The organism is Mycolicibacterium psychrotolerans (genome assembly GCF_010729305.1).
Lineage (GTDB): Bacteria > Actinomycetota > Actinomycetes > Mycobacteriales > Mycobacteriaceae > Mycobacterium > Mycobacterium psychrotolerans.
Genome location: NZ_AP022574.1, coordinates 1,308,876 through 1,321,468, shown reverse-complemented (window position 1 = coordinate 1,321,468; position 12,593 = coordinate 1,308,876). Strand labels below are relative to the sequence as shown.

12 protein-coding genes are annotated in these 12,593 nt (G+C 67.9%); 3 read left to right on the top strand and 9 right to left on the bottom strand.

The window, feature by feature from the left end; genetic code table 11:
* Positions 1–4 precede the first annotated feature (4 nt).
* Complete coding sequence (locus G6N45_RS06505) at positions 5–1,153, bottom strand: ABC transporter ATP-binding protein (RefSeq protein WP_163720967.1); 1,149 nt, start codon at positions 1,151–1,153, stop codon at positions 5–7.
* Positions 1,154–1,160: 7 nt separating this feature from the next.
* Positions 1,161–2,057, bottom strand: coding sequence for an ABC transporter substrate-binding protein (locus tag G6N45_RS06500; RefSeq protein WP_163727919.1), 897 nt, complete (start codon positions 2,055–2,057; stop codon positions 1,161–1,163).
* 176 nt (positions 2,058–2,233) lie between these two features.
* Here G6N45_RS06500 and G6N45_RS06495 point away from each other — a divergent pair, with 176 nt between their 5' ends.
* Entirely contained in the window at positions 2,234–2,596 is a 363-nt protein-coding gene (locus G6N45_RS06495) for a LapA family protein (RefSeq protein WP_163720965.1), read from the top strand.
* Positions 2,597–2,601: 5 nt separating this feature from the next.
* On the opposite strand, the gene G6N45_RS06490 is transcribed toward G6N45_RS06495, so the two are convergent.
* The 3 genes from G6N45_RS06490 to G6N45_RS06480 form a co-directional block, all read right to left on the bottom strand.
* Entirely contained in the window at positions 2,602–3,414 is an 813-nt protein-coding gene (locus G6N45_RS06490; RefSeq protein ID WP_057149543.1) for a transglutaminase-like domain-containing protein, read from the bottom strand.
* Positions 3,415–3,514: 100 nt separating this feature from the next.
* On the bottom strand, positions 3,515–4,534 hold the full coding sequence (locus G6N45_RS06485; RefSeq protein ID WP_170312430.1) for a phosphotransferase family protein: 1,020 nt from the start codon (positions 4,532–4,534) through the stop codon (positions 3,515–3,517).
* A gap of 46 nt (positions 4,535–4,580) precedes the next feature.
* Complete coding sequence (locus tag G6N45_RS06480) at positions 4,581–5,186, bottom strand: histidine phosphatase family protein (RefSeq protein WP_163720961.1); 606 nt, start codon at positions 5,184–5,186, stop codon at positions 4,581–4,583.
* Between G6N45_RS06480 and G6N45_RS06475 the strand changes: the two genes are divergently transcribed.
* Positions 5,163–5,966: an SDR family NAD(P)-dependent oxidoreductase gene (locus G6N45_RS06475; protein ID WP_179965279.1), complete on the top strand. Its 804-nt coding sequence runs from the start codon at positions 5,163–5,165 to the stop codon at positions 5,964–5,966. The genes G6N45_RS06480 and G6N45_RS06475 overlap by 24 nt on opposite strands.
* Here G6N45_RS06475 and G6N45_RS06470 read toward each other — a convergent pair.
* Together G6N45_RS06470 and G6N45_RS06465 are read right to left on the bottom strand one after the other, a co-directional pair.
* The gene (locus tag G6N45_RS06470; RefSeq protein WP_163720957.1) at positions 5,963–9,136 is read right to left on the bottom strand and encodes an ATP-binding protein; all 3,174 of its coding nucleotides are present in this window, start codon (positions 9,134–9,136) and stop codon (positions 5,963–5,965) included. The two genes, G6N45_RS06475 and G6N45_RS06470, sit on opposite strands and share 4 nt — an antisense overlap.
* Positions 9,137–9,151: 15 nt before the next feature.
* Positions 9,152–11,026, bottom strand: coding sequence for an alkyl/aryl-sulfatase (locus G6N45_RS06465; RefSeq protein WP_163720955.1), 1,875 nt, complete (start codon positions 11,024–11,026; stop codon positions 9,152–9,154).
* Positions 11,027–11,075: 49 nt separating this feature from the next.
* Here G6N45_RS06465 and G6N45_RS06460 point away from each other — a divergent pair, with 49 nt between their 5' ends.
* Positions 11,076–11,627 carry a cupin domain-containing protein gene (locus tag G6N45_RS06460; RefSeq protein WP_057149548.1) on the top strand — a complete coding sequence of 184 codons (552 nt, stop codon included), beginning with the start codon at positions 11,076–11,078 and terminating at the stop codon, positions 11,625–11,627.
* Here the strand turns inward: G6N45_RS06460 and G6N45_RS06455 are convergent.
* Positions 11,611–12,024: an MmcQ/YjbR family DNA-binding protein gene (locus tag G6N45_RS06455; RefSeq protein ID WP_163720953.1), complete on the bottom strand. Its 414-nt coding sequence runs from the start codon at positions 12,022–12,024 to the stop codon at positions 11,611–11,613. The genes G6N45_RS06460 and G6N45_RS06455 overlap by 17 nt on opposite strands.
* The gene (locus G6N45_RS06450; RefSeq protein ID WP_163720951.1) at positions 12,017–12,520 is read right to left on the bottom strand and encodes a metallophosphoesterase family protein; all 504 of its coding nucleotides are present in this window, start codon (positions 12,518–12,520) and stop codon (positions 12,017–12,019) included. The genes G6N45_RS06455 and G6N45_RS06450 overlap by 8 nt, the downstream gene beginning before the upstream one ends.
* Positions 12,521–12,593: the final 73 nt, after the last annotated feature.

The following is a 12,593-nucleotide window of genomic DNA, read 5'->3' as shown; positions in this document are numbered from 1 at the left end:
TACGCTAACTCTTCTCCCCCGAGTCGCTGCGCTCCTGCCCCGCCGGAACCGCCTGCTGGGCGGTGCGTTGGGTGTCCAGCGCCTCGAGCACGTCGTCGGCCCGCACACCGCCGACCACCTGGCCGCCGCCGTCGACGGCGACACCGAGTCCGGCCGGCGAGGACAGTGCCGCGTCGAGCGCCAGCCGCAGGGTGCCGTCGGGGCGGAACAGCGAGCCGCCGGCGATCGTGCTGTCATAGAGCGAACGTCCCGCCCGGTGCAGCTCGACGCCCTCGGCGTTGATCCACGCATACGGGGTGCCGTCCGGCCGGGTGACCAGCACCCAGTCGCTGGGCGCCAGCGACAGGGCATCGATCTCGGGCTCACCGACATGGCGGATGTCGTGCAGCGGAAGGCCGGTGGCATGGAAGAACTGCAACCCCCGGTAACCCCGGTCGGCGCCGACGAAGCCGGCGACGTCGTCGTTGGCGGGGTTCGACAGCAGCCGGGCGGGGGCGTCGTACTGCTGCAGGACGCCCCCGCGGCCGAACACCGCGACCCGGTCGCCGAGTTTGATCGCCTCGTCGATGTCGTGGGTGACGAACACGATCGTCTTGCGCAATTCGCTTTGCAGACGCAGGATTTCGGCCTGCAGGTCGTCACGGACCACCGGATCGACGGCGCTGAAAGGCTCGTCCATCAACAGGATCGGCGGGTCCGCCGCCAGCGCCCGCGCCACTCCGACGCGTTGCTGCTGGCCGCCGGACAGCTGCGCCGGATACCGGTTGGCCAGCGCCGGGTCCAGCCCCACCCGTTCGAGCACCGTGAGCGCGGATTTGCGTGCGCTTCGCCGGGATTCGCCCCGCAGCACCGGGACGGTGGCGACGTTGTCGACCACCCGCAGATGCGGCATGAGGCCCGCACTCTGGATCACGTAGCCCATCCCCAGCCGCAGCTTGACGGGATCGACCTCGGTGACGTCCTCCCCGTTGACCGTGAGTGTGCCCGAGGTCGGCTCGATCATCCGGTTGATCATCCGCATCGAGGTGGTCTTGCCGCAGCCGGAGGGTCCGACGAACACGGTCAGCGTGCCCTCGGGGACCTCCAGCGTCAGGTCGTCGACCGCGACGGTGCCGTCCGGGTACTTCTTCGTGACGTTGGTGAAGGTGATCACGTGATTCCTACTTCTGGACGGGCTTGTCGAAGCCGTTGTCGGCGATCCACTTTCCCGCCGCCTCGTCGGGGTCGATGCCCTTGTTTCCCTCCACCGCGGTGTTCATCTGGATCAGCGCCTCGGTGGTGAGCTTGGCGCTGACCGCGTCGAGCACGGTCTTGAGGTCGGTCGACATCTTCTGCGAGGCCACCAACGGGACCACGTTGGCCGCCAGGAACACGTTCTTCGGGTCTTCGAGAACCACCAACTTGCTCTGCTCGATCGCCGGCGACGTGGAGAAGATGTTCGCCGCGGTGACCGTGCCGCCGGTGAGCGCCTGCACTGTCGCCGGACCGCCGCCGTCGCTGATGGCGACGAAGTTGGCCGGCGCGATGTCCAGACCGTACTTCTCCTTGAGCCCCACCAGCCCGGTCTGGCGCGTCTGGAACTCCGACGGCGCACCGACTTTGACCTCTGCGGAGCGCTGCGCGAGATCGGCGATCGATTTCAGATTCCAGCGCTGCGCGGTCGCCTCGGACACCGCGAGGGTGTCCTTGTCCTCCGCGGGGGCCGGAGTGAGGATCGACAGATCACCGGGCAGGGCCTGGAACAGCGCCAGCAGCACGGCGTCGGGAGTGGTCGCGGCGCTCTTGGCGTCGAAGTACTGCAGCAGGTTGCCCGTGTATTCGGGGATCAGGTCGATCGAGTGGTCCTGCACCGCGGGGATATAGGTCTCGCGACTGCCGATTCCGAACTGACGCGACACCGTGAAGCCGTTCGCCTCCAGCGCCTGGGCGTAGATCTCGGCGATGATCTTCGACTCGGTGAAGTCCGCGGACCCCACCTTGATCGACTTCAGATCTCCGGAGATCTCGCCGCCGCCGAGCGGATTGGAGCTGCCACAGGCCGCCACCGTCACCGCCATGACGAGCACCAGCACCGCGCGCCATCGGGACCACCTTGGCTTTCGGACTGGCTTTCGGGCCGGCTTTCGGAAGCTAGTCACGCCGAACGTCCTTTCCAGGTCGCGGAAACTTTCGTGACCCTAACGCGATCACCGTGCATGTTTCATTCGAAGCCGCAAAGGGCAAAGATGGAGCCATGTCCAGCGATCCCTTCGCGTCGGCCGACCCGCCACCACCGCCGCCGCCGTTCGACGCGCCCGCCACTGCAGCGACGGGCACCATCACCCCTGGGCAATCGGCCGTCCACCGCACCCGCGCGGCAGCGCTGTGGTCGGCGCTGACGCTGGGCTTCCTCGTGCTCATCGTCCTGCTGATCTTCATCGCACAGAACACCGAGTCCACCGAGTTCCAGTTCCTCGGCTGGCAGTGGAGCCTGCCGCTGGGGGTGGCCATCCTGTTCGCGGCGGTGGCCGGCGGACTGCTGGCGGTCGCCGTCGGCGCGGTACGCATCTTCCAGTTACGCCGCGCGGCGAAGAAGAACCTCAAGGGCGGCATCTAGCCGGCTCACTGGATCGACACCAACTGGTCGATCGAGTCACGGGGCAGGTCGCCGTCGACCGTCGCGGTGACGGTCATGTTGTTCACCGTGATCGCCCCCTTGTGGTTGTCGAGCCATGCGGTGTCGGCGGCATCGCGTCCGGTGGCGATGCGCACCAGGGACTGGCGCGGCGCCAGCAGTGTCGCGTCGACCACTCGCCACTGACCGTCGACGAACGCCTCGGCGACGGCATGGAAGTCCATCGGCTGGCAGCCCGGCGCGTACACCGACACAAGCCGCGCGGGGACGTTGACCGCACGCAGCAGGGCGACCACCAGATGCGCGTAATCGCGGCAGACACCTTCACCGGCGAGCAGAGTGTCGGCCGCGCCGTCGATCGGATCGCTGGAGCCGGGGACGTAGTTGAGCCGGGAGCCGACCCAGGAGGACACCTTCTCCAGGATCGTGGCGGTGTCGGCAAGATCACCGAATTCGGTCGCGGCGAAGCCGAAGAACTTGTCCGCCTCGGCGTACCGGCTGGGCCGCAGATACGTCGACAGGTCGATGTCGCGCAGCGGCGGCGGGTCGGCCTGCCCCACGACGCTGGCCGAGTAACTGACCTTCAGGTTCCCCTGCGCGACCTCGAGTGTGTGGATCCGGTTGCCGTGCTCGCCGGCGATCTCCTTGATGTCACCCGACGGAATCTCCTTGCCGTCCAACACGAATGACAGGGATTCGGTGACCTCGACGCCCGACTGCGGCGCCACGGCGATCTGGAACTCGAGCGTCGTGGGCGCAGTGATCTCCACGTCCAGTTCCGCGCCGACATCACGTTTCATGGCGGTGGGCCTTCTTGTCGGTTCTGAACGGAGAGCGGGCGGGGCGATCGTTTGAGGCACGCGCTTCTCTACCCACGGTGAGCTGCGACGAAACCCCAGCCTAGGCCAGCTCGGCCAGCCCCGCAGCGATCAACGGAGCGACGGCCTCGCCGACCTTGTCCGTGTCGTCGGTCAGGCCGGCCTCGCGGGAACGGTAAGCGATGCCGGCCCCGATGATCGCGAGCTTGAAGTAGGCCAGCGCCATGTAGAAGTCCCAGTCGTGCAGGTCCTGACCGGCGGCGCGGGCATACTTCTCGGCCAGCGCATCCGGGTTCGGGATCAGCTCCGAGGCCCAGGCCGCGTCGGCGTGCACGTAGTGGAACGTGGGATGCCGGTACACGCACATCAGCGCCGCGTCGCTGAGCGGGTCGCCGAGCGTGGACATCTCCCAGTCGAGCACCGCCACCACCCGGGTCGGATCGTCGGCGTCGAGGATCGTGTTGTCGATGCGGTAGTCACCGTGCACGATGGCGGCCCGGCTGTGCGCGGGGACCGCCTCGGCGAGTCGGGCGTGCAGCCGCTTGACGTCCGCGTCGCAGGGATCGTCGGGGCGCTTGACCAGCTCCCACTGCGAACCCCAGCGCCGCACCTGGCGCTCCAGGTATCCGGCCGGCTTGCCGAAGTCGCCGAGTCCGACGGCGTCGGGGTCGACCGCGTGCAGCTCGGCCAGCACCCCGATCAGCGCGTCGACGCACGCCTCGATGGTGTCCCTGTCGCCGAGCTCCTCGAGCTGGCCGGTGTGGCGCACCACTCGGCCCGGCACGTACTCCACCATCTGGAACGGCGCGCCGAGCACGGAGTCGTCGTTGCGCATCGTCACCGCGCGGGCGACCGGCACCGCGGTGTCGGCGAGTGCCGCGACCACCCGGTACTCACGGGCCATGTCGTGCGCCGACGGGGTCAGTCCGTGCAGCGGCGGCCTGCGCAGCACCCACCTCGACGCGTCGTCGGAGACCAGGAACGTCAGGTTCGACCGGCCGCCCGACACCAGTTCGGCGCGGAGTTCGCCGTCACGCGGCACGCCGGCCTCGCGCAGATGCCGGTCCAGTGCGGCCAGATCCAAGCCCTCGAGGTCAGTCACGGGAACTTGTCTACCACCTGCGGCCATCTGCTCTTCGCGCAAGCGCTCATCGCTGGTTCCGGGGCAATAAGTCCCATACGTGTTCGGTGCCGTTGACGCTCGCGACCGAGAGCCGTCCGCTGCGCGAGGACAGCAGCCGCGTCACCGACGCGTAGTCGACGTGGAACGACAGCAGGCGTTCGGTGCCCAGGATGGCGTGCAGCAGCACGTTGATCACACCGCCGTGGCTGAACACCGCGACCGTGTCGTCGTGGTCGGCCGCCGCGACGAGGTCCTCGATGCCGGCGGTGATGCGGGCGCGGAAGGCGTCCTCGTCGACACCGCTCGGCAGATGGCCGTCGATCAGCCGTTGCAGCTCCTGCGGATTCTCCTGCGCGATCTGCTCGATCGGGATGTAGTGCGGCAGGTCGCGGTCGTACTCGGCGAGCCGGTCGTCCACCTCGATCGGCAACCCGAGCGTGTCGGCCAGCGGTCGGCCCGTCTCGACCGCCCGTACCTGCGGGCTGCTCACCAGGCGGGTGATCGGGAAGCGGGCCAGCGCATCGGGCAGCCGTGCCGCCTGCGCGACCCCCTCGTCGGACAGGCGGGGATCCGAGCCCTCCCCGGGCTCGCTGCGCAGCGGTAGCGCATGTCGGACCAGAAGCAGTTGCACCGTGCCACCATAGGGCGCGTGTCAGGGTATGCCGATTCACTGTTCGATCTGACCGACCGGGTGGTGCTCGTCACCGGCGGCAGCCGCGGTCTGGGGCGGGAGATGGCGTTGGCGGCAGCGCGGTGCGGTGCCGACGTCGTCATCGCCAGCCGCAAGTACGACGCGTGCGTGGCCACCGCCGAGGAGATCGCCGCCGAGACCGGCCGGGCCACGTTCCCGTACGCGGTGCACGTCGGCCGGTGGGACGAGCTCGACGGTCTGGTCGACGCCGCCTACGACCGGTTCGGCCGGGTCGACGTGCTGGTCAACAACGCCGGCATGTCCCCGCTCTACGACACGCTGACCGACGTCACCGAGAAGCTGTTCGACGCGGTGATGAATCTGAACCTCAAGGGCCCGTTCCGGTTGTCGGCTCTGGTCGGGGAGCGCATGGTGGCCGCGGGCGGCGGGTCGATCATCAACGTCAGCACGCACGGCTCGCTGCGGCCCGACCCGTCGTTTCTGCCCTACGCCGCGTCGAAGGCGGGGCTGAACGCGATGACCGAGGGGCTCGCGAAGGCGTTCGGTCCGACGGTGCGGGTGAACACACTGATGCCCGGCCCCTTCCTCACCGACATCAGCACGGCGTGGAACCTGTCCGGCGACAACCCCTTCCGGCACTTCGCGTTGCAACGTGCCGGCCAGCCGCGTGAGATCATCGGCGCCGCACTGTTTCTGATGTCGGATGCGTCGAGTTACACGACCGGTTCCATCGTGCGCGCCGACGGCGGGATGCCCTAGTCGTACTCGGTCATCGCGGCGGCTTCGGCGATATGGCCGTCGAAACCACACTCCGCGGATAACTGCCGATACCGGGTCAGATGCTCTCGATATTCGACCTCTGCTCCTGTCTGTCTGGCCAACAGCGCCCGCAGCCGAAGAACGGGAAGGCGATGCAGAACGAATCCGACATCCGTCGGCACCCTGGACAATCTGTCGATCGCAGCTCGAGCCGTCTCGAGATCGTGCGGTGTGCCGCGACGCAACAACGCTTCGACGACCACCGACGTGGCGGGACCACGGAAAGTCATCTCGCCGCTGGTGAACTGTTCATCGAGCACGGGCCCAGCAAGAGCAAGCGCCCCATCGGGATCGCCCGACTTCAGCCGCTGCCGCGCCAATTCGATATCGGAGAGCCGCCGCAAGGTGAAAGTCAGCTTGTCGCGCACGATCAATTCGCGCGCCGTCCACAGCGCCTCGAAACCCCTCGGACCATGGTCCTCGGGCGCGTACAGCAGACACACCGCCCGATTCATGTACGAGAAGGCGAGTGCGGCATTGTCACCGGACCGCTCCGCGATCTCCAGCGACTCCGCTGTCATCGACATATCCCTCGAATCGGGCAGTACCGCACCGTTCGGGATCGCCACCGAGAGTTTGTACAGTTGCGCCACCATCCGCGTGGCCGCGTCGAATGTCCGGGCCATGTCGATGCCGCGCTCCATGTCGGTGCGCCATCCCGGCTGACCCAACAACATCGATGACGCTCCCCGTAGCGACATGGCCCACGCAAGCGGAGAGCCGATCACCAGGTTGCCCATCACGAGATCGCCGTCAGCCAGGTCGATGATGCGCTGCGCCAGCCGTCGGCTCTCGATCGCTTGACCGGCTTCCCACTTGGCCTGCGCTGCGCCGTAGAGAAGTCCGACGGTCATCGTCGGGTCGCCGATCGACTCGAGCAGTGTGGCGAGTTCGGACGCCGTCTCTGCAGACTCGTGGTGTCGCGAGTTGAAGGTGAGAGTGTTGAGATAGCCCGCCATTCCGATGGCCAGCGATCGCTTGTCGTTCGCCCGCGACGTCAGGCTGCGCAGCTCCTCGAACCCCGTCGATTCGGGGTCACCGCCGACGCGAAATGCCGTTCCACACAACAACGCTCGGGTCTGGATCCTCATCGCCAACGAGTCCTGTTCGACATCATGGAGGTCATCGGCGATGCGTGCAGCCTGCTGCCAGCTCTGACGCGCCGCCCGGATGTCGCGTGGCCCGAACCATTCCGCCGCCCGCATCGACCATCCGAAGGCGTCCTTCAAGTCGCCGGCAGCCTCGTACTGGGCCGCGATCAGGGCGGCGCCTTCACCGGTGGCCGCCGAGACGGTCTGCTGCAGGATCACGGCGCTACGGCGGTGCAACTCCGAGCGCGCGGATTTCAGCTGCGATTCGTACGCCACCTTCTGGGTGAGTGGATGGTGAAAGGCATACTCGGCATCGCCTCCGTCACCAACGATGTCGACGAGCTGGGCGTCGACCAGCGGATCGAATTCCGCAGTGCCGAGGAGGCTCTCTACTACGCCGGCACGGAACCTCAGACCGACGACCGCCGCCGCGTTGAGCGTGCGCTTGGCGAGGGGGTCGAGTCGGTCGATTCGAGCACCGATAGCGGCTTGCACCGTGGCGGGCACGTGGATGTCGTCGACCTTCTGGACACAGCGGTAATCGCCGACCGTCCCTCGAATCTCGCCTCGTTCCGCCAGATCGCGGACGATCTCCTCGGCACAGAAGGCGATCCCGGCCGCACGCCCGACGATCACCTCCACGAGCCCGTCGACTGACGGATCCGTCCCGAGGAGACCTCTGACCAGCTGACGTACTTCCACGTCTCCGAGCGGGGCCAACGCAATCGCCTTGGCACCGGCTATCCGGGACATCGTTCCTCGGTACTCGGGCCGGAAGGTGATCAGGACCGTCGCCCATGCACCGACGATGGCCTGGGCGAACTCGCTGAGCATCGACTCGCTGACGCCGTCGATCCAATGGACGTCTTCGATGACGTACACGGTGGGACGGGCCCTGGTCAGCGACACCTGGGTCATCAGATCGACGAGCCGCCGCCGCCGCGCATCGGGACTCACCTCGGGGAGCGGGACGTCCGGATCGCGGATGCCGAGCAGATCGTCGAGCAGAAGCAGATCCTGGTCGTCGACATCGCCGGTGGCGGTGCGAACCATCGATCGCGCGGCGGTCGGTTCGACACCGACGATGGCGAAGACCGCCCGCAACAGTCGTGAAATCACAGTGAATGAGATCTCGCGGGTATGCGATTCGCAGTATGTGAAGAACACCTCGAATTCGCGCCCGACCGCGGCAGCCACCGATTCTTGGACCAGTCGCGTCTTGCCGACGCCCGGCGGTCCCTGCACTGTGACGACGGACCCGGTTCGATTGAGCGCGTCGTGCAGGATCCCCGCGAGGGTCTCCGTCTCCGATTCCCTGCCGATCAGGGGAGACCGGCGGGCATCCATACTCCGTCGAGACACCGCCGATACGAGCCGGCGGGATGCAACGGGTTCATCGGCGCCTTTGATGTGGACGAATTGTCGAGCTCCGAGCAGGAAATCGTTCTCCACGAGTCGAGCAGTCGACTCGCTGAGCATGATGCCGCCCGGTCCGGCGACAGATTCCATACGCTGCGCCATCCCCACATGGCCTCCCATAGCCGTGTACGCGATGGGCGCCGAACCGACATCGCCGGCGATGACGAGACCGGAGTTGAGTCCGATCCGCAAGCGCAGCACCATCCCCGCGCGGCGCAGAGCCGTCGAGTCCACATGTGCGGACCTGGCTTGGATATCCAGGGCGGCCAGACATGCGCGGCGCGCATGGTCCTCGAGAGCATTCGGTACGCCGAACAGGGCCATGATCCCGTCACCGGTGAACTGATTCAGATCACCGCCATAGCGGCGAACCACTGCGCCACACGTGTTGACCAGCTCGGTCATCAGCTCTCTGAGCGCTTCCGGACCCAACGCCCGCGCGATCTCCATGGACCTGACCACATCAGCGAACAGGACCGTGACCTGCTTGTATTCCGCGCCGGACAGCCGAGTGATCGGGGCGCCGCAGGAGTCACAGAAACGGGCGTTCTCCCGCTGCTCGACTCCGCAATGTCGGCAAGCGTTCGGAACAGTCGTCATAACCCGGCACTCGCACTACGGCGTGACGATGTCGAACCCTGGGTCGGGTTTGTCCAGTACCGCCACGAGCTGCTCCAGAACACCGCCGTCGCCGGTGATCTCGACGCCCGGCGACGTCGCGTCACCGGCCGCCAGGCTCAGCAGCCGCACCTTGGTCGCCAGCCGGATCGTCGCCTGCGCCGTCTGGCCGTCGGCGTCGACCTTGCGGTAGACCAGCACGCCGTTACGCAGCGTCAACCGGTAATTGGTGTCGGTGTCACCGAACGTGACGTCGATCGCGAGATCGAGATCCCATGCCCGCGGGCCGTTCACGCTGATCGCCAGCACGTCGAACATCTGCTCGGGCGACAGCTGTGCGGCCATGGTGGTCGACGTGGCTGTCGGGGTGCCGAAGTTGCCCTCCCGCAGTTCGGTGGCCCCGGCCAGGAAGAAGTTGCGCCAGGTCGCGGTCTCCGACCCGTAGGCCAGCTGCTCGAGGGTGTCGGCATAGAGCTGCCGCGCACCGCCGTGATTCTCGTCGGTGAAGATCGCATGATCGAGAAGTGTTGCCGCCCAGCGGAAATCGCCCTCGTCAAAGGCCTGCTGCGCCAGCTCGACGACGCGGTCGAGGCCGCCCATCGCCGCGACGTAGCGGGGGCCGATGGCTTCGGGCGGGTGCGGCCACAACCGCCCGGGGTTGCCGTCGAACCAGCCCATGTAGCGCTGGTACACCGCCTTGACGTTGTGGCTGACCGAGCCGTAGTAGCCGTGCGCGTGCCAGGCCCGCTCGAGCGCGGGCGGCATCGCGAACGTCTCGGCGATCTCGATGCCGGTGTAGCCCTGGTTGAGCTGGCGCAGCGTCTGGTCGTGCAGGTACGCGTACAGATCCCGTTGCAGCGAGAGGAATTCGACGATGCGGTCGGCGCCCCATGTCGGCCAGTGGTGCGAGGCGAACACGACGTCGGCGCGGTCGGCGAAGGTGTCGATCGCCTCGGTGAGGTAGCCGGCCCAGCCGTGCGGGTCACGCACCAGCGCTCCCCGCAACGTCAGCAGGTTGTGCAGGTTGTGCGTCGCGTTCTCGGCCATGCACAGCGCGCGGTACCGCGGGAAGTAGAAGTGCATCTCGGCCGGCGCCTCGGTGCCGGGCGCCATCTGGAACTCGATCTCCACGCCGTCGATCGTGTGGGTCTCCCCCGTCTCGCGGATGTCGACCGTCGGCACGATGATCGCGACCTCGCCCGTCGACGGCGTCTGGCCCAGCCCGCAGCCCACCTGCCCCTGCGGTCCGCGCTCGAGCACGGCGCCGTACATGTACCCGGCGCGACGCGCCATCGCCGTTCCGGCGTAGACGTTCTCCTGCACGGCGTGTTCGGTGAAGCCCTCGGGCGCCAGCACCGCGACCTTGCCCGCGTCGACGTCGGCCTGGGAGGTCACCCCGAGGACGCCGCCGAAGTGGTCGACGTGGCTGTGGGTGTAGATGACCGCGACGACGGCGCGGTCCCCCCGATGCCGGCGGTAGAGCGCCAAAGCCGCCGCCGCGACCTCGGTGGACACCAGCGGGTCGATCACGATGATGCCGGTGTCACCCTCGACGAACGTGATGTTGGACAGGTCGAACCCGCGAACCTGGTAGATGCCTTCGACCACTTCGTAGAGGCCCTGCTTGGCGACCAGTTGGGACTGGCGCCACAGGCTGGGGTGCACGGTGGTGGGCGCGTCCCCGCGCAGGAAGTCGTAGACGTCGTTGTCCCAGACGACGCGCCCGTCGGCGGCCGTGATGACGCAGGGCTGCTGCGCGGCGATGAAGCCGCGGTCGGCGTCGGCGAAGTCTCGGGTGTCGTCGAACGGCAGGCTGCCCAGCTGGGCGCGGTGAGCGGCTTCGATCGTCGCGGTGGGTGGCTTGTGCTCCATTCCGCAGAGACTGCCACGGCGGCACCACATCCGGTGGTTGACTGGACCGATGGATGTCCGCCGAGTCGTCACAGGCCACGATGCGTCCGGGAAGTCGGTGTTCGTCAGCGACGAGACGGTCGCGCCGCGCAAGCCGGTCCTGCTGCCCGGATCCGAGTTCACGATGCTGTGGGGCGGCGACGAGACGCCCCACTTCCCCGACGACGGATCGATGCCGAACTGGCACACCTACTTTCCGCCGGTCGGCGGGTTCCGATTCTCGATGTTCACGCTGCCGCCCGGCACCGCGGAGGCCAGGACCGACGACCTCACCACCGAGGAGGCGATCGCCGACGGCGAGGCGAAGCTGCCCGGGCTGCTCGGCTACATGGAACTCGACGATCCCGGCATGCACACCACCGACACCATCGACTTCGAGGTGGTGCTCGAGGGCACCGTCATCCTGGAACTCGACGACGGCGCGGAGGTGACGCTGCATCCCGGGGACACCGTGGTGCAGAACGGCACCCGGCACCGGTGGCGCAATCCCGGGGACGTCCCGGCCCGGCTCGCGTTGTTCGTGTGCGGAGCCGAGCACGACACCGTCACCCGTCCCGGCTGAGCCACTGCGCGGCACGCCGTTTCGACGCCCGGGACAACCAGGCGTCCTGAATCAGCTCCCTCAGTTCGGTCACCCCGATCTCGCCGAGCCGGCTCGCGCGCACCAGCACCGACGGGTGCCCGTCGAAGTGCGACGTGGTGAAGAACGGCGACTCCGGATCCTGGGTCAGCGCCAGCTTGTCGGCCTCGGATTCGACCCAGATCACGATCACGTCGGGGTACTTCTCCCCGGTGTCGGGATCGACGGCGTCCGGCCGCGGGGTCCGGAAGAACACGAACGACTTCCCGCCCACCTGGTAGATCGGGTTGCCCGCCCGCGGGCCGACGATCCTGGTGACGTGCGGCATCCCCGACGCGGCCGCGTGGACGTCGTCGACGGTCGCGGGCCGGTCACTCACGGCGGGGCACCCGGTGCAGCTCCACGTCGGTCAGCGCACCGTCGGCGACCGTCGCGGTCATGTAGGTGCAGTACGGCTGGCGGCGCCGGTCGGTCGGCGAGCCCGGATTGAGCAGCCGCAGACCGGTTTCGGCGGTGGTGTCCCAGGGAATGTGGCTGTGCCCGAAGACCAGCACGTCGGTGTCGGGACAGGCCGTGGCCATCCGGGCCTCGCGGCCGGCGGCGCCACCGGTCTCGTGGGTCACCGTGAAGCGGAGCCCGCCGAGTTCGATGTCGGCCCGCTCGGGAAGCCGGCGGCGGAGCTCGTCGCCGTCGTTGTTGCCCCAGCAGGCCACGAGGCGCCGGGCGCGTGCCTCGAGCGCATCGAGCAGTCCGGGCTCCACCCAGTCCCCGGCGTGGATCACCACGTCAGCGGCGTCCACCGCGTCCCACACATCGGGCGGCAGGTCGCGGGCCCGCTTCGGGACGTGCGTGTCGGCGATCAGCAGAAGGCGCACGTCACCAGACTAGGACGTCCCGGCTGCGGGAAATTGCCGCACCGACCCCCCTCCGCGGGCCCATAGGCTGCTT